At 59.7% G+C, this 18,432-nt stretch carries 21 protein-coding genes and 1 pseudogene; 11 read left to right on the forward strand and 11 right to left on the reverse strand.

Features of this window, described 5'->3' with window-relative positions; all coding sequences use genetic code 11:
* Positions 1–21: 21 nt before the first annotated feature.
* The 4 genes from U5O12_RS11140 to U5O12_RS11155 all read left to right on the forward strand — a co-directional run bounded on the left by U5O12_RS11140 (position 22) and on the right by U5O12_RS11155 (position 2,345).
* On the forward strand, positions 22–1,377 hold the full coding sequence (locus U5O12_RS11140) for a CHASE3 domain-containing protein (protein WP_322578702.1): 1,356 nt from the start codon (positions 22–24) through the stop codon (positions 1,375–1,377).
* 120 nt (positions 1,378–1,497) lie between these two features.
* Positions 1,498–1,662 carry a DUF1328 domain-containing protein gene (locus U5O12_RS11145; protein ID WP_322578703.1) on the forward strand — a complete coding sequence of 55 codons (165 nt, stop codon included), beginning with the start codon at positions 1,498–1,500 and terminating at the stop codon, positions 1,660–1,662.
* A gap of 86 nt (positions 1,663–1,748) precedes the next feature.
* Positions 1,749–2,063 carry a BON domain-containing protein gene (locus tag U5O12_RS11150; protein ID WP_322578704.1) on the forward strand — a complete coding sequence of 105 codons (315 nt, stop codon included), beginning with the start codon at positions 1,749–1,751 and terminating at the stop codon, positions 2,061–2,063.
* Positions 2,064–2,120: 57 nt separating this feature from the next.
* Positions 2,121–2,345 (forward strand): CsbD family protein, encoded by a 225-nt coding sequence (locus U5O12_RS11155; protein ID WP_322578705.1) that lies wholly within the window; start codon positions 2,121–2,123, stop codon positions 2,343–2,345.
* 135 nt (positions 2,346–2,480) lie between these two features.
* Here U5O12_RS11155 and U5O12_RS11160 read toward each other — a convergent pair whose 3' ends face one another.
* Positions 2,481–3,422: a zf-TFIIB domain-containing protein gene (locus U5O12_RS11160; protein ID WP_322578706.1), complete on the reverse strand. Its 942-nt coding sequence runs from the start codon at positions 3,420–3,422 to the stop codon at positions 2,481–2,483.
* Between the two features lie 159 nt (positions 3,423–3,581).
* Here U5O12_RS11160 and U5O12_RS11165 point away from each other — a divergent pair, with 159 nt between their 5' ends.
* Positions 3,582–4,355: an exodeoxyribonuclease III gene (locus tag U5O12_RS11165; RefSeq protein WP_322578707.1), complete on the forward strand. Its 774-nt coding sequence runs from the start codon at positions 3,582–3,584 to the stop codon at positions 4,353–4,355.
* 93 nt (positions 4,356–4,448) lie between these two features.
* On the opposite strand, the gene ntrC is transcribed toward U5O12_RS11165, so the two are convergent.
* The 7 genes from ntrC to U5O12_RS11200 all read right to left on the reverse strand — a co-directional run bounded on the left by ntrC (position 4,449) and on the right by U5O12_RS11200 (position 11,891).
* On the reverse strand, positions 4,449–5,996 hold the full coding sequence (gene ntrC, locus U5O12_RS11170; protein WP_322578708.1) for a nitrogen regulation protein NR(I): 1,548 nt from the start codon (positions 5,994–5,996) through the stop codon (positions 4,449–4,451).
* 28 nt (positions 5,997–6,024) lie between these two features.
* Positions 6,025–7,095: a nitrogen regulation protein NR(II) gene (gene glnL / locus U5O12_RS11175; RefSeq protein ID WP_322578709.1), complete on the reverse strand. Its 1,071-nt coding sequence runs from the start codon at positions 7,093–7,095 to the stop codon at positions 6,025–6,027.
* 46 nt (positions 7,096–7,141) lie between these two features.
* On the reverse strand, positions 7,142–7,660 hold the full coding sequence (locus tag U5O12_RS11180; protein ID WP_322578710.1) for a hypothetical protein: 519 nt from the start codon (positions 7,658–7,660) through the stop codon (positions 7,142–7,144).
* A gap of 184 nt (positions 7,661–7,844) precedes the next feature.
* Complete coding sequence (gene glnA / locus U5O12_RS11185; protein WP_322578711.1) at positions 7,845–9,260, reverse strand: type I glutamate--ammonia ligase; 1,416 nt, start codon at positions 9,258–9,260, stop codon at positions 7,845–7,847.
* Positions 9,261–9,480: 220 nt separating this feature from the next.
* Positions 9,481–10,290 (reverse strand): competence/damage-inducible protein A, encoded by an 810-nt coding sequence (locus U5O12_RS11190; RefSeq protein ID WP_322578712.1) that lies wholly within the window; start codon positions 10,288–10,290, stop codon positions 9,481–9,483.
* On the reverse strand, positions 10,287–11,138 hold the full coding sequence (locus U5O12_RS11195; RefSeq protein WP_322578713.1) for an EI24 domain-containing protein: 852 nt from the start codon (positions 11,136–11,138) through the stop codon (positions 10,287–10,289). Before U5O12_RS11195 ends, U5O12_RS11190 begins: the two co-directional genes overlap by 4 nt.
* 3 nt (positions 11,139–11,141) lie before the next feature.
* Positions 11,142–11,891, reverse strand: coding sequence for a 16S rRNA pseudouridine(516) synthase (locus U5O12_RS11200; RefSeq protein WP_322578714.1), 750 nt, complete (start codon positions 11,889–11,891; stop codon positions 11,142–11,144).
* A 67-nt stretch (positions 11,892–11,958) separates the two neighbouring features.
* Between U5O12_RS11200 and U5O12_RS11205 the strand changes: the two genes are divergently transcribed.
* Both U5O12_RS11205 and U5O12_RS11210 read left to right on the forward strand, forming a co-directional pair.
* Complete coding sequence (locus tag U5O12_RS11205) at positions 11,959–13,500, forward strand: DUF3369 domain-containing protein (RefSeq protein WP_322578715.1); 1,542 nt, start codon at positions 11,959–11,961, stop codon at positions 13,498–13,500.
* A 59-nt stretch (positions 13,501–13,559) separates the two neighbouring features.
* Positions 13,560–14,258, forward strand: a complete 699-nt coding sequence (locus U5O12_RS11210; protein WP_322578716.1) for a hypothetical protein — start codon at positions 13,560–13,562, stop codon at positions 14,256–14,258.
* 31 nt (positions 14,259–14,289) lie between these two features.
* Here U5O12_RS11210 and U5O12_RS11215 read toward each other — a convergent pair whose 3' ends face one another.
* Positions 14,290–14,865, reverse strand: a complete 576-nt coding sequence (locus U5O12_RS11215) for a transaldolase family protein (protein WP_322578717.1) — start codon at positions 14,863–14,865, stop codon at positions 14,290–14,292.
* Positions 14,866–14,969: 104 nt separating this feature from the next.
* Entirely contained in the window at positions 14,970–15,407 is a 438-nt protein-coding gene (locus tag U5O12_RS11220; protein WP_322578718.1) for an RbsD/FucU family protein, read from the reverse strand.
* Positions 15,408–15,741: 334 nt separating this feature from the next.
* Between U5O12_RS11220 and U5O12_RS11225 the strand changes: the two genes are divergently transcribed.
* Positions 15,742–16,662, forward strand: coding sequence for a PfkB family carbohydrate kinase (locus tag U5O12_RS11225; protein WP_322578719.1), 921 nt, complete (start codon positions 15,742–15,744; stop codon positions 16,660–16,662).
* A gap of 2 nt (positions 16,663–16,664) precedes the next feature.
* Here U5O12_RS11225 and U5O12_RS11230 read toward each other — a convergent pair whose 3' ends face one another.
* The gene (locus U5O12_RS11230; protein WP_322578720.1) at positions 16,665–16,814 is read right to left on the reverse strand and encodes a hypothetical protein; all 150 of its coding nucleotides are present in this window, start codon (positions 16,812–16,814) and stop codon (positions 16,665–16,667) included.
* 60 nt (positions 16,815–16,874) lie between these two features.
* Between U5O12_RS11230 and arfB the strand changes: the two genes are divergently transcribed.
* The 3 genes and pseudogenes from arfB to U5O12_RS11245 all read left to right on the forward strand — a co-directional run.
* On the forward strand, positions 16,875–17,279 hold the full coding sequence (arfB, locus tag U5O12_RS11235) for an alternative ribosome rescue aminoacyl-tRNA hydrolase ArfB (protein ID WP_322578721.1): 405 nt from the start codon (positions 16,875–16,877) through the stop codon (positions 17,277–17,279).
* A 195-nt stretch (positions 17,280–17,474) separates the two neighbouring features.
* Positions 17,475–17,672, forward strand: a complete 198-nt coding sequence (gene hemP, locus U5O12_RS11240; protein WP_322578722.1) for a hemin uptake protein HemP — start codon at positions 17,475–17,477, stop codon at positions 17,670–17,672.
* Positions 17,673–17,807: 135 nt separating this feature from the next.
* A pseudogene (locus U5O12_RS11245) lies at positions 17,808–18,248 on the forward strand (TonB-dependent receptor plug domain-containing protein); the annotation flags it as partial.
* Positions 18,249–18,432: the final 184 nt, after the last annotated feature.

The following is an 18,432-nucleotide window of genomic DNA, read 5'->3' on the forward strand; positions in this document are numbered from 1 at the left end:
AGTTCTCCGTACGCCAAGACCATGAAAACACTCTCTATCTTCCAGCGCAACCCTTGGGTTATGGGTTTGGCACTGGCTGCTGCGGCGGCCGTGGTCTTTATCAGTGAGGCGTCTTACTGGCGTTCGGCGGGAACGTTGCGAGAACTCAGCGACATGGGCGCAGCACGCACCCAGATCCAGGTGCTTGAGCGCAGCGTGCTGGACGCTGAGACGGGCCAGCGCGGCTACCTGCTGACGCGGCGCAAAGAGTACCTGGAGCCCTATGCGCAAGCACTGCAACGCATCGATGAGGCCTACCGCGTGCTGGACGCCTATTACGGCGCAGACCCCGAATCCCAAGCCCTGCTGCAGCGCCTGCACACGCTGACCGAGACCAAGCTGTCGGAGCTGGCCCTGACGCTACAGCTCTTCGAGGAAGGCCGCAGCAAAGCTGGGCAAGAGATTCTGATGACTGACATTGGCCGCGAGAAGATGGATGCCATCCGCGCCACCAGTGCCGAGCTGCTGGAGTACCAAACCCGGGCCGTGAGCGCCAGCCGCACCGAGCTGGACCACACCCTGGCCCTGGGGCGGTTTGGGGTGGCGCTGCTCAGTGCCATCAGCCTGCTGGCCTTGTTCTTCTACTTGCGCCAATCGCAGGCACTCAAACTGCAGCAGCTGGAGCTGCAACGCGTGGTGCAGCTGGAGCGCGACCGCCTGGAGGTGGAGGTGACCAACCGCACGGCCGAGCTGATCGAACTGGCCCAGCATTTGCAAACCGCCCGCGAAGACGAGCGCCAACGCCTGGCGCGCAACCTGCACGACGAGTTGGGCTCGCTGCTGACCTCGGCCAAGCTGGATGCAGCACGCATCAAATCGCGGCTGGCCAATGGTGCGCCTGAAGCACTGGAGTTGCTGGCCCATTTGGTGGGCACGCTCAACAGCGGTATTGCGCTGGGGCGCAGCATCATTGAGGACTTGCGACCTTCCTCACTGAGCAACCTGGGGCTGGTGCCTGCGCTGGAGATTTTGGCGCACGAGTACGCCGCCCAATCAGATGTGGCCGTGCACTGCGAACTGGAGCCAGTGCAGTTGCGCCCAGCCGCCGAATTGGTGGTGTACCGCCTGGTGCAAGAGGCCATTACCAACATCACCAAATACGCTCAGGCGCGCAATGTCTGGATCGAACTCTGCACTCGCACCGGGCAAGTGGAGGTGTCGGTGCGCGACGATGGGGTGGGCTTCGACACCAGCACCAAACCCAGCTCGGCCTATGGACTGGTGGGCATGCGCTTCAGGGTGGGCGCCGAAGGCGGCAGCCTGCACCTGCAGTCCCGCGCCGGGCAAGGCACACAGATCCTGGCACGTCTTCCACAGCAATCTGCCACCACCCACTGAGCGTGTCGGACGCGTCCTACGCCAAGGCGCGCCGTTCACCCACACCCACACGGCAGGCTGCCTGATCGCCGAAAAGTGCGATCAAACGCACACTAGGGCATCCCTTTAAGGAGCCCCGAAATGTTGCACTACGCCGTTGTATTTTTTGTCATCGCCCTGATTGCGGCCCTCTTTGGTTTTGGTGGCATTGCCGCCAGCGCCGTGGAGATTGGCAAGATCTTGTTCTTCGTCTTCCTGGTACTCGCTGCCGTGAGCTACCTGTTCGGCTTGTTCCGAAAAAACTAACTTCCCCTTTACCACCCACTGGCAGTGGGGCCCTGTCACTGCCCTGTCCAACCGGACACCACTTACCTTTTCTATCGGAGATTTATATGAACTTTCGCACCATCCTCGCCCTGACCTTTGCCGCCCTGCTGACTTTGACCGCTACCGGTTGCGCCGTACAGCGCGGCCAGTCTACGGTGGGCGCCTATGTCGATGACACCGCCATCACCACCTCCATCAAGAGCCGCTTTGTCGAAAACAAAACTGTGGACGCTGCAGCCATCAGCGTGGAAACACTTAACGGCACCGTGATGCTGTCGGGCTTTGCCAAGAGCGGCGACGAAAAAGCCACTGCAGGCAACCTGGCATGGGGTGTCAAGGGCGTGAAGGCTGTCAAGAACGAGATCACCGTCCGTCCTTGACCGCAGGGGCTACGGCCCCTCTGATCGTCACCCGCCACACGTCACTAAAGGAACACCATGAACTGGGATCGCATTCAAGGCAACTGGAAACAGCTGACCGGCCAGGCCAAAGAGCAATGGGGCAAACTCACCGACGATGACCTCGACGTTATCGCTGGCCGGCGCGACCAGCTCGCCGGCAAAATCCAGGAACGCTACGGCGTAGCCAAGGACGAAGCCGAGCTGCAGCTGGCCGCTTGGGAACGCAAGGCAACGGACGCCTGGTTCACCAAAAAAGACTGACCTCCCTTGGTCCACTGCGCCCCGCGCTCCGCAAGGAGTGCGGGGCGCTTTTGCATCCGCTGGCAATAACGCTATCAATTCAGGAGCTGCTCGCGCAATATTGACGTGCGCAAGGCACCCAAAAGCGCCTCATCCCTATTTGAAAAACAACCAAAAGACCACACCCAACACGGCCAGGCGCAGCCAACTGCGCCAGTCCAGCAAGCTGACGCGCAGGTCGCGCTGCCCCCCCTCGTCTCGCGCCGACACCAGATTGGCATGCCGGAGCCAGCGATGAAACTGTGTGGCACGGTGGTCACCCTGCTGCTCTTTCAGCCGGGTGCCCCAGGGCTTGGCCTGGCGGGGCTGCTGCGCCCGCAGCAATGGCTCCACGGCGTCCAACAGGGGGCGGACACTGTGCCAGTCAGACCACACCAAGGCATGGTCACAGCGCGGGCAGCGAACCTCGGCTGTGGGGTCCAGAGGCTGGCCGCAGCCCCGGCACGCCATGGCCAAGGGGTTGGCGCCAGGCGGTAGTTGCAGTGCATCTCCATGGCGCACCAGCAAAGCCGACGCCAGCCGCGGCACATCCACCATCAGCAAAGGGCTCTGGCAGTAGACACACTGGGTCGCGTCTGGCGCATGATCCCCAGCGCCGCATTGCAGGCACTGCAGTGCCCGCCCTTCTTGGGCCAGAGCGCTGCGATCGGACGGCAACACCTGGCGCAACAGGCCCCGTTCGGCCAGCAACAAAGTAAAGGTTTGCAGTTGCCCGTGGCCCTGCCGACATTCCAGGGCGGCGGTATGGCCAAACCGGGTTTGGTTGCGCACGGCGGAAAGCGGATCACGGCAGCGCACGCAGGACAAGCTGCGCGGCAGTGCGGCACGCGACGACGGCTGCAGCACCATGGCACGCAGCAGCTGGACCCAGCCCAAGCCGGAGAGCCGGACCGACTCAAAGGCATCGAACCACACCAAGTGGCAGCCCGTGCACAGGTCTACCTCGACCGATTTGGCATAGTGCCCCTCCAGTACCAGATGGTGCAGCGCTTGCCGGCACGCAGGGCATGGAGCGGAGCTGGCAGTGGGGGTGCGCATGGAGGAGCTTGTAACCTGCGATGAAGAATTGTCGAAGCAGCCCGGACCCGCAGGGGCAAGGTGCGAAAATCTGCCGCTGATGAGAGTGCGTCCATTGTGGCATTGGGCCCGGGCCGCACTGCCCCACTTTTTTCTGCCCACCCAACCCTACCTATTGCCATGAAACTTGCCACCTGGAATGTGAACTCTTTGGGCGTGCGCCTGCCGCAAGTACTGGACTGGTTGGCAGCCAACCCCGTGGACGTGCTGGCGCTTCAGGAGCTCAAGCTCACCGATGACAAGTTTCCGGCCGATGCCTTTGAGGCCATCGGCTACCACGCCCAGTGGTTTGGCCAGAAAACTTACAACGGCGTAGCCCTGCTCAGCCGCACTCCAGCCACCGACGTCACCAAGAACATCCCCGGCTTTGACGATGAGATGGCGCGTGTCATCACCGGCACGGTGGAGGGTGTGCGGGTGATCGGTGCCTACTTTCCCAACGGACAGGAGCCCGGCAGCGACAAGTTTGAGTACAAGATGGAATGGCTCACCGCGCTGCGCCGCTGGGTGAAGGACGAGCTGACCCGCCACCCGCAGCTGGTGCTGATGGGCGACTACAACATCACCTTTGACGACGACGATGTATGGGACCCCGAGGGCTTGTTCGAGAGCATCCACTGCACCGAGGAAGAGCGCTACCACCTGCGCGCGCTCATCGCCCTGGGACTGCACGACAGCCACCGCCTGTTCGCGCACCCGCCCAAGAGCTTCAGCTGGTGGGACTACCGTGACGCAGGCTTTAGGCGTAACCGCGGCCTGCGCATCGACCACATTCTGGTGAGCGAAGCGCTGCGCCCCCGAGTGACGGCTTGCGAGATTGACAAACAGCCTCGCAAGAACGACCGCCCCAGCGACCACGCACCGGTGGTGGTGGAGATTGCACCCGCCGCCTAAACAAAAAGCCGACGCTTGCGTCGGCTTTTTGCTATGGTTTCAGGAGCTGCTTGCGCAGCATCCACGGGGGCTAAGACCCTAAAACACTCCAAACTACTCCAACCCAAGCTCCTGGATCTTGCGGGTGATGGTGTTACGGCCAATGCCCAGCTTGTGCGCGGCCTCGATGCGGCGGCCCTTGGTGTTGGCCAGGGCCGCCAAAATCAAGCGCGACTCGAAGCGGCGTGTCAACGTGTCCCACACCTCGGGCTGGCCAGCGCCCAACAGGGCCACGGCCTCGGTTTCCAATTCGGCTTCCCAGCCTTCCAACGGGCCGTGCGCGGCAGCGGCACGCGCCAACACATGCGACAGGTCTTCCGACTCATGCGCAGAGGCGGGCACATGGGTGTGGGGGTCCAGTGGCACATCCTTGAGCTGGGCTTCGGGGGCGGCCGTGAGCACGGGTTTGGCTTGCAAGGGCTCGCCGGTTTCCGAACGGCCCAGACTCACCTCAGGCGGCAGGTCCTTGCGCTCAATGACCTGGGCCGGGGCCATCACCGTGAGCCAGTGGCAAATGTTTTCGAGCTGGCGCACATTGCCAGGAAAGCCGAAGCCTTCCAGCCAGGCCAGCGCCGAATCTGAGATGCGCTTGGGCTCCACGCCCAGCTGTTTGGCGCTTTGCTGCAAGAAGTGGCGGGTCAGCATGGACACGTCTTCTTTGCGTTCGCGCAGCGCAGGCAGGCGCAGGCGGATCACGTTCAAGCGGTGGAACAAGTCTTCGCGGAACACGCCGTCCTTGACGCGTTGCTCCAAGTCTTGGTGGGTGGCCGCAATCACACGCACGTTCGACTTGACGGCGCTGTGGCCGCCCACGCGGTAGAAATGTCCATCGCTGAGCACACGCAGCAAGCGCGTCTGCAGCTCGAACGGCATGTCGCCGATTTCGTCGAGGAACAACGTGCCGCCATCAGCCTGCTCGAAGCGGCCACGGCGCATGGTTTGCGCGCCCGTGAAGGCACCACGCTCATGGCCGAACAGTTCGCTTTCCAGCAGGTCTTTGGGAATGGCGGCGGTGTTGATAGCCACAAACGGGCCGTCTGCGCGCGGGGAATGCTTGTGCAGCGCGCGGGCTACCAGTTCTTTGCCGGAACCCGATTCGCCGGTGATCATGACCGTGACGTTGCTCTGGCTGAGGCGGCCAATGGCACGAAACACGTCCTGCATGGCGGGCGCTTGGCCCAGCATTTCAGGCGACTCGGCCATGCGCTCTTCACTCACCTCCTCGCGCTGGCTTTCTTCCACCGCGCGGCGGATCAGTTCCACCGCCTTGGGCAAATCAAAAGGCTTGGGCAAATACTCAAACGCGCCGCCCTGGAAAGCGCTCACCGCGCTGTCCAGATCCGAGAAGGCCGTCATGATGATGACGGGCAAACCAGGGTGTTTGGCTTTGACCTTGTCGAGCAGGTCCAGGCCCGAACCGCCGGGCATGCGAATGTCGCTGACCAGGATTTGCGGGCCTTCATCGTCCGCGGCCGTGGCCAGGGCACTCAGTACATCGCGTGGATTGGAAAAGCTGCGCGTGGGCAAATGCTCGCGCAGCAGCGCCTTCTCCAGCACGAAGCGGATGGACTGGTCATCATCTACGATCCAAATCGGCTTCATGTTGTGGCGCACCCTTAATCTTTTGCTATTACGGTAACGGAATCAGAATCTTGAAGTCCGTTCGGCCCGGCACGCTATCCACTTCAATCAGGCCGTGGTGTTGCTGAACAAAGGTTTGCGCCAATGTCAGCCCCAGCCCCGAACCACCCTCTCTGCCCGACACCAGCGGGTAAAAAATGCGGTCCCTGATCGAATCTGGCACGCCAGGTCCGTTGTCGATCACATGCAATTCCAATGCCAACCGATAGCGCTGCTTACCGAACGTTACCTGCCGGGCGACGCGGGTACGGAATGTGAGATTGGCATCCCCCGCAGCCATGCGTTCGGAGAGCGCTTGGCATGCGTTGTGTGCGATGTTCAACACCGTTTGAATGAGTTGTTCTCGATCACCACGAAACTCGGGAATGGAGGTGTCGTAGTCGCGTACCACGCGCAGGCTCTTGGGGAACTCAGCCAAGATCAGGGAGCGCACGCGTTCGCACACTTCGTGGATATTCACATCGCCGACCAGGTGCGGGCGGCGATGTGGCGCCAACAGGCGGTCCACCAGACTTTGCAGGCGGTCCGCCTCATGGATGATGACCTGCGTGTATTCGGTCAGCTCGGGGGACTCCATTTCCATTTCAAGCAGTTGCGCCGCACCGCGGATGCCGCCTAGCGGGTTCTTGATTTCGTGCGCCAGGTTACGGATCAGCTCCTTGTTGGTCTGGGCTTGCTCGGCGAGGCGCTCTTCGCGGTCCTGCCTGGCCTGCTGCTCCAGGGGCACCATCTCGATGATGATGTCTTCGGATTGCTCGGTGCGGGTCACGATCACGTGCACGGGCATGGGCTCGTGGGCCGCGCGCTTGAGCCAGGCGTCGTAGCGCAACGCGGCAAAAGCATTCTCAGATGCGCCTTCCAAGGCGCTTTGCAAAGATGCAGACTCGGTGAAGAACTCCGAAAAACTGGACCCCAGCAACATGCGCCGGGATGTACCCAGCGCGTCCTCCAAGGCGGCATTGGAAAACAACACGCTGGCATCCGTTTGGACCACCGCCACGAGCGTGGCCAGCAGGTCAAAACAGGCAAAACGCTCGGGCACGAATTCAGGACGATTCACAGCATGGATGTGGGAGGGCTGCGCAGCAGGTGCGCAAGGGAAAAAATTACTTGACGGCAGCCAGCGGCGGGCTGGACGCCGGGACACGACCCAGTTCACGGCGAATGCCGGCAATATCACTCTCGTTGCGGGCAATGGCTGCCTTGAGCTCGGCCACACGGTCCAGGTATTTCTGGTGGTTGCGTGTCTCGGGGCCCAACTTTTCGGGCTCACCGTTGTTGTATTCCTTGACGAGTTCAATCTGGCGGGCTTCGGCCTTTTTGAGTTCGGCTTCCAGAATCAGGCGTGCATCGGAATCTTTGGCACGCTGGTCTGCTGAATCGACCCTTGGTGCAGTGGCACTACCACCGCCACCGCTGGAGGCGACTTTCACGCCACTGCTGGCCGCGGGCTTGGCGGACTGCACCACAGTCACATTACCACCGGAGACCAGCTTGCAGTTTTTGGCCTGCGCTTCAGTCACGGTGTTGGTGTACTCGTTGCCGCAACGGTAAATGCGGTCTTGCGCCCACGCAGAGGTGGCGCATGCCAGAGTCATCCAGGAAATCAAAAATGTGGTTTTCATGCAGTGTCCGCGCTATCAGGGCCTAAGCGCTTGATTCAGTATGCGCCAAAAAGTGCCCAAAAACAAAAAAAGTGTCACAGTATCCATGCGGATTGGACCGGAATCTGTGTCACTTTGTTTGCAAAAAAAAGGACGGCTTGCGCCGTCCTTTTTTCCTGTAGCGCTGCCATGACGGCAGCAGGCATTACAGGGAGTAGTACATGTCGTACTCGACAGGGTGCACGGACATGCGGTAACGGGTCACTTCTTGCATCTTCAAGTCGATGTAGGCATCGAGCATGGAGTCAGTGAACACACCACCCTTGGTCAGGAACGCGCGGTCCTTGTCCAGGTGCTCCAAGGCTTGATCCAAGCTGTGGCACACAGTTGGTACCTTTGCATCTTCCTCGGGAGGCAGATGGTAGAGGTCCTTGGTGGCGGCTTCGCCGGGATGGATCTTGTTTTCCACGCCGTCCAGACCGGCCATCAACAAGGCTGCGAAGCCCAGGTATGGGTTCATCAGTGGATCGGGGAAACGTGCTTCCACGCGACGGCCCTTGGGGTTCGCCACGAAAGGAATACGGATGGAAGCGGAACGGTTCTTGGCAGAGTACGCCAACTTGACCGGAGCTTCGAAGTGAGGAACCAGGCGCTTGTAGCTGTTGGTGCCGGGGTTGGTAATGGCGTTCAGGGCACGTGCGTGCTTGATGATGCCGCCGATGTAGTACAGCGCAAAGTCAGACAGACCGGCATATCCGTCGCCGGCGAACAGGTTCTTGCCGTCTTTCCACACGGACTGGTGCACGTGCATGCCGGAACCGTTGTCACCGTGGTAAGGCTTGGGCATGAAGGTGGCGGTCTTGCCATAGGCATTGGCCACGTTGTGCACCACGTACTTTTGCAACATGGTCCAGTCAGCGCGCTCAACCAGTGTGGAGAAGCGGGTACCGATTTCGTTTTGGCCAGCGCCCGCCACTTCGTGGTGGAACACTTCCACCGGGATGCCCAAGGATTCGAGGATCAAGGACATCTCGGCGCGCATGTCTTGCGTGCTGTCAACGGGTGGAACGGGGAAGTAGCCGCCCTTGGTGGTGGGACGGTGGCCGCGGTTGCCGCCTTCGAGCTTGGCGCCGGTGTTCCAAGGTGCTTCGTACTCTTCCACTTCGTAGAAGGTGTTCTGGGGATCGGTGCTCCAACGGATGCCGTCGAAAATGAAGAATTCTGGCTCAGGACCGAAGTAGGCTGCGTCGCCGATGCCGGAGGCCTTCAGGTAGGCTTCTGCGCGTTTGGCAATGGAGCGGGGGTCGCGGTCGTAGGCCTTGCCGTCAGATGGCTCCACCACATCGCAGTTCATGATGATGGTGGTTTCTTCGAAGAAGGGGTCGATGTTGGCGGTGTTGGGATCGGGCATCAGCAACATGTCCGATGCTTCAATACCTTTCCAGCCAGCGATGGAAGAACCGTCGAATGCATGGCCGGAAGTGAACTTGTCTTCATCAAAATGGGAGACTGGCACCGTGGTGTGCTGTTGCTTGCCACGGGTATCGGTGAAACGGAAGTCAACGAATTTGACCTCGTTTTCCTTCACCATCTTCATTACGTCTGCGACGGTCTTGGCCATCAAATACTCCTGTTGCACGGTTGTAAAAAGAATTGCCTTGCCCACAATGCAGCTTTTGTGCCAAAAGTCGCAGTCTCGGCAATTAGGCAAACATCCTTATTTTGCCTTGAGAAAGCCTGCAATTTCTGGCGCGCACCGGAAAGAAGCATGGTGACAAGGGGTAGAAGCCGCCTTTGCGCACAACTTTGGTGCAATTAAAATGCACCAAATATGCACCTCTTTAGTCGCGCACCAATTCAGGGCCAAGCGATAGTTCCATGGTTCGCAAGGCATCACAGAGCGCCGCAAAAGCAGGCTCTACCGCAGCCGGAGTACCCTTTACACCCAATTCGATATGGCGCCCCCATTCCGGGTGGTCCACACTGGGCAGGCTGAATACCTTGATTGCATGCTCACGCTCCAGCGTTTCCATGAGCGGCGTGAGAGCCGACTCCATGGCACCAAAAACAATCACTGAGCGCTCCAGATGCGCCTCACGCAAAAACAGGTGGGCATACCGCGAATCCAGCACCCACTCCACCATGGGCCATGCCATGACGGGGAAGCCCGGGACAAAGTGAACGTGACCTCCGCCCTGGCCTACGCAGCTAAAGCCGGGGATCTTGTTGTAGGGGTTAGGGATGATCTCGGCCCCCTGCGGAAACACGCCCATGTTGAGTCGGTGCACATTGTCAGCGCGCTCCGGCTCATAGGCCAGGCCTTGCTCCTGCGCGACGTCCTGCATGCGCTCGCGAATCAACATCTCTGCGTGTGGATGCAGCGCCAAGGGGACCCCCAACGCACGGCCCGCGCACTGGCGGGTGTGATCATCGGGCGTGGCACCAATGCCACCAAAGGAAAACACCACATCGCCGGAGTCAAAGGCCCGCTGCAGGGTTTGGGTAATACGTATCGGATCGTCGCCAACGTAGTCAGCGTAGGCCACCGAGAGCCCGCGGGCTGACAAAAGCTCTATTGCTTTGGCCAAGTGTTTATCGGCACGCTTGCCGGAGAGGATTTCGTCCCCAATGATGATCAATCCAAATTTCATGGCAGCTCCAGCACATCTGCAACCGGTAAAGATTCCTGCGCTAAGGTTGCTGCCTGCTCCAATCGCAGCTGTTGCAAGGCTGCCAGGCAGTAATGGGTGAACCAGAGCGAGGAAAACGCAAAAATGAGGGTGTACAGCCAGATGGACAAGGGCACCAGTACTGGAGCCAGCGCCACCGCCACAAAACCGACCGACCAAACGAGGCTGGGTGCAGCACCCAAGTAGCCCGTAAAGATGCCCATGCCGAGCAACCACCAGCGGTGACGACGCATCAGGGTATGGCGTTCTTCGGCGGTGGCATGGTCGGCCAGCGCATCAAACGCCAGAACCCTGTAGGTAAGCCAACCCCAGATCAAGGGCGGCAACACCAGAACCAGTGGCGGCACAAACCACAGGGGCATGGAGAGCACCAGCAACACCAATGCGGTGAGACTGGCACCCAGCCCCCAGAACACGCTAACCAGGTAAGAGGCGCCGCCCGTGCGCTCCAACGCTGGAAAACGACGCTGGGTGACCAAGCGCACGATCATCGGAGTCATCAGAGTAGCCACCACCAGCAAGCTGGCCACCACAATCACCGGCGTGGCCAGTGCGATCACGATCAGCGGTACCAATACGGTTTTAAGTTTGCCAGCACCAATGGATTCCAGCCAAGACCACAGTTGGTTGAGCAAGTCCGAGGATTCCAGCAGCTCCTGCACTGCAGCCAGCGCAGGGTCCATATAGAAATAGCCTAAGCCAACGATCAAGCCGATGACCAAGAGCAGTGGCAGCAGTGAAAGCCCGATCACCTTGGGGTGCAGGCAGTAGGCAACCGAGCGCCAAAATGCGTCGAGCATTGCGTTCATACATCACCCCTTGGCTTGAACAGCCACCAGCTCTTCAGCACTGAGCCAGCGCCATTGGCCTGGCGCCAGATCGGCGGGCAAGCCCACGCCACCGATCCGGGAACGGTGCAAGCCCTCCACGCGATTGCCTACCGCGGCCAGCATGCGTTTGACCTGGTGGTACTTGCCTTCGGTCAGGGTCAGGCGCAGGTGGAACTCGCTCACCGCCTCGCAGGCGGCGGCGCGCACCGGCGCCGGGTCGTCGTCCAGCACCACACCAGCCAGCAGCTTTTGGACCTGGCGCTCGTCCAGGGGGTGCTTGACGGTGACTTCGTAGACCTTGGGCACATGGTGCTTGGGCGAGCTCATGCGGTGGATGAATTTGCCATCATCAGTAAGCAGCAGCATGCCGGTGGTGTCCTGGTCCAGCCGGCCAACCGCCTGCACACCCTGCACTGCCGCTTTTTGGGGGCGCAGACGCAGGGGCGATGGCAGCAGGGTGTAGATGCTGGGGTAGGTGGAGGGCTTTTGCGAGCACTCGGTGCCAGCCGGTTTGTGCAATACCAAGTAGGCCTTTTCGAAGTACTGCCACTCCACACCCTGCACTTTGAAACGCAGGCCTTCTGCTTCCAATTCAGTAGCTGCTTGCGCAATAACCACGGGCATTTCACCACTATCTGGCATATAAACTTGAACCAGACCCTGCTGGATCAAACCGGCACAGACGCGGCGGGTGCCAAAGCCTTGCGAATAGAGAATTTCCTGGAGCTGCATGGGCTCTAGTATCGCAGCCACAATCCGATAAACTGCAAAACGTCCCCGCCCTACGAAAGCCCGCCTCATGTCCGATGATTTGGTGTTTAGTGACGAGCAAGCCGAAACCAGCAGCCGCAAGATCCTGCCCCCCTGGGAGATTTTGGTAGTGGACGATGAGCCGGCCGTGCACGAAGTCACCAAGCTGGTCATGTCGGACTTTGAGATGGACGGGCGCGGCCTCCACTTCACCCACTGCTACAGCGCGGCAGAAGCCCGCTCGGTGCTGGCAGAACGAACCGACATCGCGTTGATCCTGCTGGACGTGGTGATGGAGTCTGAACACGCCGGGCTGGACTTGGCGCGCCACATCCGCGAAGACTTGGGCAACCTCAATGTGCGCATCATCCTGCGCACTGGGCAACCCGGACAAGCGCCCGAAGAGCAAGTCATCCGCGACTACGACATCAACGACTACAAGGAAAAGACCGACCTTACGCGGCGCAAGCTGATCACCGTGTTTTACGCCGGGCTGCGGGCTTACCGCGACCTGATGCGTATCGAACAGGCCAGCTTGGGGCTGCGCCGCTCCATCGAGGCTATCAGCCAGGTCTGCGACTCGCGCAACCTGCGGGGTTTTGCCTCAGCGGTGCTGGAACAAGTCAACTTTTTGCTGGACTTGCATGGCGAAGGCCTGTGCGCCAGCAGGGTATCGGCCTACACGGCCAATACCACCCAGGGCCAGCTCAAGGTACTGGCCGCCACCGAAGCCTATTCACAACTTATGGTGGATGAGGAAGTGCGCAACCTGCCGGAGGGCGTGCAAGTGGCCATCACGCGCGCGCTACATGAAAAAGTCAGCCACCACGGCGAACGCTACTACGCGGGCTATTTCAAGACCAAGGCTGGCAGCGAAAGCCTGATTTACATGGAGTTTGCCGAACCGGTGAGCGAACAAGCGCGCGAGCTGCTGGAACTGTTTTCCCGCAACGTTGCCATCACCTACGACGGCCTGCTACTGCGCGAAGACACTGAAACCGCCCAACGCACCACCATATGCATTTTGGGCGGGGCCATCGAGAGACGTTGCAGCGAGTCGTCCTTCCATTTGCAGCGCGTGGGCGATATCGCCGCCCTGCTAACCGCAGCCACAGGTGGAACGGAACAGGAAGTGGAACTGATGCGGGTGGCCGCCACCCTGCATGATGTGGGCAAGGCGTGCATCCCGGATCAGATTCTGACCAAACCCGGCCCGCTCACTCCCGACGAGTGGGCCATCATGCAAACACACGCCCAAGAGGGCCATGCTCTCTTGGCGCACTCACGCTCGCGGGTTCACACGCTGGGAGCCCTGGTAGCACAAGAACACCACGAACGCTGGGACGGCAGCGGCTACCCGCAAGGCCTTGCCGGCGAGGCCATTAGTCTGCCAGGGCGTATTGCCGCAGTAGCCGACGTGCTGGACTCACTGGTCAGCGCCAGTTGCTACAAGCCCGCATGGTCCCTAGAAGCGGCCTTGGCCCACATTGTTGCGGAAGCAGGCGCCCATTTCGACCCCCACTTGGTGAGCGTGGTACAGGCCAATCGTCAGGCCATTGAGGCTATATACGCCAGCCAAAGTGCCATGTAAACTTTCATCCTAATAAGCTGAGCCACGCGAAGATGGCCTCATTTACAGGGTGGTGTTTGATGTTGCTTTCATTTGCTTTGGGGATTATGGTGGGTGCCGCCCTGCTCCACTGGCGCAACCGCTACCTGGAACGACAGCGTCGGCGCATCCCCTCCAGTTGGCCTCTCAAAACCCGGCCCTTGGTCAACTCCCAAGAGCGGCGTGTCTGGATTTGGCTCACCAAGGTAATGTTTGACCAGCACATTCTGATCAAACTTCCTGTTACCCGCTTCACCGCCCCCGCCAGCCAGGCTGAGGCCTCCCATTGGTACAAATTGCTCAACGGGGTTTATTGCACTTTCACCATCTGCAGCTTGGACGGGAAAGTGATTGGCTGCGTGGACGTCCCTGGCCCCAACGGTCTGTCCATGGGCAATCAAACCCTCAAGCACAGCTTGCTGGACCAGTGCAGCATCCGCTATTGGGTAGTGGACCCGGCCAACCTGCCACACCTGAGCCAGATTCGCGCCGCCTTTTTGGGCGAACAGGCCGCACAGACCGCGGCCAGCCAACCTTTGGATTCAAGGTTCCAGGATGTACGCGAACATTTGCATGCGGTGGTAACACGACGCAGGCAAAGCAAAGGCAGCGAAGGCACACCTTCCGGCCTCACCCCCCTGTCCATGCCGGAGTTTCCCGAAAGTCGCCTGGCCTCTGGCTGGGAGCTCAATTCCTTTGTGAGCCCCCTGGACAGCCGCATCGACGAACTCAAATCCTGACTGAAACAAGGGCTTAGCCTCGCTAGCCTCGTCAGGCGCCGCGCAAACTGGTCTGCACGTCCTTGTCAAACTGCTGGACCGCGGCCTGCGTCAGCGCATCGGTGCTCCAAGCCACCAAGCTGGCCGGCGGGAGTGTGACGGCAGCAGCTCCCAAACCCATCAGTTGGGCCAATACATCTGGTGACTTAATGCTAGCTGCCAGCAGCTGCGGGCCATGGCTTTGCTGTGCCACGCACGCCCGCATAAGCGCCCAGACATCACGTCCGTCATTCACCAAGCGCCCCACATAAGGCGCCACATAATCTGCAGCCATGTCATGGGCCCACAGAAGCTGCACAGGGTTGGACAGGCCCGTCAGCAAAACGGCTTGTCCTTGCGCTTTCACCCACCGAATGCAGGCCTCCCAATCGGGCGCGCAAGGCAATTTGATGGTCATTTGGACTGATAACTGCTGCGACAGCTCCTGCATGGGGGCCAACCATTGCGCGGCGCGCTCCAAATCGCTATACGGCAACTGCAGCATAAGTTCGCCAAAGCCATGATCTGCCGCCGCACGCAGCAAGTCCAGATACGTGGGCAGGCTAACTGGCAGCCCCGCTTGATGCACAAGACTGGGGTTGGTCGTTACACCCCGCACGGCGGGACAACCCGGAGGCAGTTTCCAGCTGCTTGTTTGGGCAGAATCAAGATAAATTTTCACAAACCCGAGCCTTAAAGAATGACGCCCTTGCAGTACACGGCGTTGCCATAGGCGGTTACCTCACCACTCTGAACAATCAAACTGGCTCCCTTGATCTTGTCATAAAACGCAAACCGCTCCACCGGCTCGACACGCTCGGGCGGCAGCCCCTGCGCTTGCAACAAGGTGATCACTGCCTCCTGTGCATCAGTGCGGTGGGTATCTGGGTGGTGGCAAACCCGCATATAAGCCGCAGGGCAGGCCACATCCTCAGCCAGGGGAATGACAGACAACACGGCCCGGCTTACCCGCTCCAGCGAATGCCCCGGCAGGCGAACCAAGGCTTTGCCAGCACTCAGAAAATCGGCCGTGAAATTGGCGTCTACCACCGCGACCCATTCACCATGCCCCATGGCAGACAAATGCATGAGCAGCTCCGGGGTCAAAAGCGGGTCGATACCTTTTAGCATGCGATAGCCTCCAAAGACTGCACATAAACCTCGCGAGGTATGCACTGGGGTGGAAATGAATGAAGAAGTGATCGGTACATGGCAAGCTTGTAAAAGATAGTGCCTGAGCATGCCAGACACGGCATGCCAATCATATTAGTAAAACTACTTGATTTATTTATGGATTTATTTGGTGTAATACCCACCTGCCATTCATGCAGCCATCAGACACACGCCAGTGCAATCGGGTATCGACAATCAAGATTTGCGGCTTGGTCAGTTGCCCCCCGCTGGTTTAAGCTGCTACTTTTGGCCTAACGATGGCACTCCGCACTGCAGACGAAACGAGACACACATGACCGCATCGATTTGGGTACTGGGCGAAGCCTTGATGGACTGCGTAGCACAGCCTGATGGCACGCTACGCCCTTTTATGGGTGGAAGCCCATTCAATATGGCTCGCGCAGCGGCACTGCGAGGCGCAAAAGTAGGCTACGTCAACCCGTTGTCCGCCGACCAGTTTGGACAACGCATGCACCAACAATTGGTGCAAGATGGGGTGACGCCGCTGAGCCCCCCAAGCACCCTGCCCACCTCACTGGCGGTAGTACAAATCTACCAGGGGCAACCAAGCTACGGCTTTTACCGCGAAGGCATCGCAGACCGGGACTACACGGTTGATGTGGTGCTACAACGTTTGCAAGAACAGCCCCCCGGCGTGCTGCATACGGGCTCCTTGTTGCTGGTACCGCCCGAGCACTACAAAGTGCTCGAGATACTGGAAGGGGCCAAATCATTGGGCTGGACTATCAGCGTGGATGTGAACCTGCGCCCCAAGTTGGCAACCGACCTGACGCAATACGTGGCGGCGGTCCAGGATATCGCCCGCCTCGCGGATTGGCTCAAAGCCAGCGACGAAGACCTCGAACTGCTCGGCTTTGCCCACCCCACACGTGCCGATGGCGCCAAAATCGCCTCTCATTTCAACGCGCAAGGCACTCGCCGTGTGGCACTGACGTTTGGCGCACAGGGCGCTTGGTTGGGTGTGGAAGATGCCGCTGCGCACGCAGATGTGCCGGCTACGAAAGTGGTGGACACCGTAGGTGCTGGAGATACGTTTTGGGGAAATTGCCTTGGCGACTGGGTACTCAACCCAGATGACGCAAACCTGCGGGTCGCCACTACCCTGCAACAAGCCATGCGCGCTGCTGCAATCAATTGCGAACGGGCTGGCTGCCAACCACCTCGCTATGACGAGGTCCTGGCAGCAAATTAAGGCTACTTGTTTTTCAGCTTGCCACGTGGAATGACGGCTGTGGTGACTGTGGCCCGGACCGGATCCACGATCCCACTGGCTGGCTTAGGCGGTGAGGTGTCCTTTTTGGGCTTCTTCGATTCTTTGTTGGACTTTTGCTGACCTTTGGCCATGGGACCCTCCTTGGAGTTGGTGTTAATGTCAAACCAGTTTAACTGCCCAAACCTCTGCCAATGTCAAAACAGATCCAAATACAAGAAGCAGAGGTAGAAACTACGGCAATCCGGGCACAGGGAGCCGGTGGCCAAAACGTCAACAAGGTATCTAGCGCCATCCATTTGCGCTTTGACATTGTGGGCTCCTCGCTGCCCGAAGATATCAAACAGCGTTTGCTCGCAGTACAAGATACACGCATAACGCGCGAAGGAGTCCTGATCATTAAGGCCCAGCAATTTCGTACCCAAGAGCTCAACCGACTAGATGCTTTCGAGCGCTTGCATGCACTCGTCAACAGTGTTGCTACGCCTCCCAAACCGCGCAAAGTCACCCGTCCTACCTACGCGTCTCGGCAGCGGCGCCTTGAATCCAAGACCCAACGCTCCGCCATCAAAGCCCAACGAGGCAAACCTTTGGAATGAGGGCAAGAAAAAGGCCACTAACTATCGCTAGTTAGCGGCCTTTGTCAGGGGGTATGGTGGTGGAACACGGAACCGAACCCGCGTCCGCACCCCAAACACGATAGCAAGGTTTTGGACGTTTGGACGCGAATTCGACAGCGCTGGCGTTTTTTCTTTTTCTTGTAATGCGAACGATTATCATTTACAATGAGCGACATGAATGAGACACGACAACCTGCTTTGGGCCATGATCCAAGTGACCCCGATGACTACGAAGCTATTGCCCGCTACGGAATCGGGCGTGTAACTAGCGCAAAGCTATTTGGAGGATTGCGAGAGCTGGAAATCGTTCACGAAGGGGGCATTTATCGATTGCGAGTCACATCCACCGGAAAGCTGATTCTGACCAAGTAAGAGAATCAACCAAAAAAACAATCCGCACCAGCCAGCCATCGCCAGCCAGTGCCTAAATCTGATTTAGGACGCACTATGCTGAGCAAAACAAAATTAGCGTTGGCGCTGAGCCTGGCTTGGGGAATCTCCCCAACCATGGCGTTAGCCCAGCAAGCCTCGGACACCGAGGGCACCGTCACACGGTTGAATGAAATCACCGTGAGTTCCACGCGCACCGAGCGGCGGGTGGACAAAGTACCAAATACCGTCACAGTGACACCTGCCGCCAAGATTGAGCAGGATGGTGCGCGAGACATCAAAGACGTGTTCCGCGATGAGCTTGACGTGACCGTTCGCGCTGCGCCCACTCGCTTTACGGCGGCTGGAGCTGCCACGGGTCGTGCAGGCAACGAAGGCATCAACATTCGTGGTCTTGAAGGCAATCAGGTGCTGATGATGGTGGATGGCATACGTGTGCCAAACAGCTTTTCGTTTGGATCATTTGCCACCGGGCGCGGCGACTTTCTTGACGTGGATGGCATCAAGACGGTGGAGGTTCTGCGCGGCCCCGCCTCCACTCAGTATGGTAGTGATGGCTTGGCGGGGGCAGTCAGTTTGGGGGGAGGAGGAGGGAGGGGGGGGGGGGGGGGGGGGGGGGGGGGGGGGGGGGGGGGGGGGGGGGGAGGGGGGGGGGATGGGAGAGGGAGGGGGGGGGGGGGGGGGAGGGGGGGGGGGGGAGGGGGGGGGGGGGGGGGGGGGGGGGGAAGGGGGGGGGGGAGGG

This window comes from Rhodoferax sp., assembly GCF_034519335.1.
Classification (GTDB): Bacteria; Pseudomonadota; Gammaproteobacteria; order Burkholderiales; family Burkholderiaceae_C; genus Allorhodoferax.

Coding starts and splice junctions, on each gene's coding strand:
- U5O12_RS11140 (WP_322578702.1), top strand. CDS start 22: ATGAAAACACTCTCTATCTTCCAGCGCAACCCTTGGGTTATGGGTTTG.
- U5O12_RS11145 (WP_322578703.1), top strand. CDS start 1,498: ATGTTGCACTACGCCGTTGTATTTTTTGTCATCGCCCTGATTGCGGCC.
- U5O12_RS11150 (WP_322578704.1), top strand. CDS start 1,749: ATGAACTTTCGCACCATCCTCGCCCTGACCTTTGCCGCCCTGCTGACT.
- U5O12_RS11155 (WP_322578705.1), top strand. CDS start 2,121: ATGAACTGGGATCGCATTCAAGGCAACTGGAAACAGCTGACCGGCCAG.
- U5O12_RS11160 (WP_322578706.1), bottom strand. CDS start 3,422: ATGCGCACCCCCACTGCCAGCTCCGCTCCATGCCCTGCGTGCCGGCAA.
- U5O12_RS11165 (WP_322578707.1), top strand. CDS start 3,582: ATGAAACTTGCCACCTGGAATGTGAACTCTTTGGGCGTGCGCCTGCCG.
- ntrC (WP_322578708.1), bottom strand. CDS start 5,996: ATGAAGCCGATTTGGATCGTAGATGATGACCAGTCCATCCGCTTCGTG.
- U5O12_RS11180 (WP_322578710.1), bottom strand. CDS start 7,660: ATGAAAACCACATTTTTGATTTCCTGGATGACTCTGGCATGCGCCACC.
- glnA (WP_322578711.1), bottom strand. CDS start 9,260: ATGGCCAAGACCGTCGCAGACGTAATGAAGATGGTGAAGGAAAACGAG.
- U5O12_RS11190 (WP_322578712.1), bottom strand. CDS start 10,290: ATGAAATTTGGATTGATCATCATTGGGGACGAAATCCTCTCCGGCAAG.
- U5O12_RS11195 (WP_322578713.1), bottom strand. CDS start 11,138: ATGAACGCAATGCTCGACGCATTTTGGCGCTCGGTTGCCTACTGCCTG.
- U5O12_RS11200 (WP_322578714.1), bottom strand. CDS start 11,891: ATGCAGCTCCAGGAAATTCTCTATTCGCAAGGCTTTGGCACCCGCCGC.
- U5O12_RS11205 (WP_322578715.1), top strand. CDS start 11,959: ATGTCCGATGATTTGGTGTTTAGTGACGAGCAAGCCGAAACCAGCAGC.
- U5O12_RS11210 (WP_322578716.1), top strand. CDS start 13,560: ATGTTGCTTTCATTTGCTTTGGGGATTATGGTGGGTGCCGCCCTGCTC.
- U5O12_RS11220 (WP_322578718.1), bottom strand. CDS start 15,407: ATGCTAAAAGGTATCGACCCGCTTTTGACCCCGGAGCTGCTCATGCAT.
- U5O12_RS11225 (WP_322578719.1), top strand. CDS start 15,742: ATGACCGCATCGATTTGGGTACTGGGCGAAGCCTTGATGGACTGCGTA.
- U5O12_RS11230 (WP_322578720.1), bottom strand. CDS start 16,814: ATGGCCAAAGGTCAGCAAAAGTCCAACAAAGAATCGAAGAAGCCCAAA.
- arfB (WP_322578721.1), top strand. CDS start 16,875: ATGTCAAAACAGATCCAAATACAAGAAGCAGAGGTAGAAACTACGGCA.
- hemP (WP_322578722.1), top strand. CDS start 17,475: ATGAATGAGACACGACAACCTGCTTTGGGCCATGATCCAAGTGACCCC.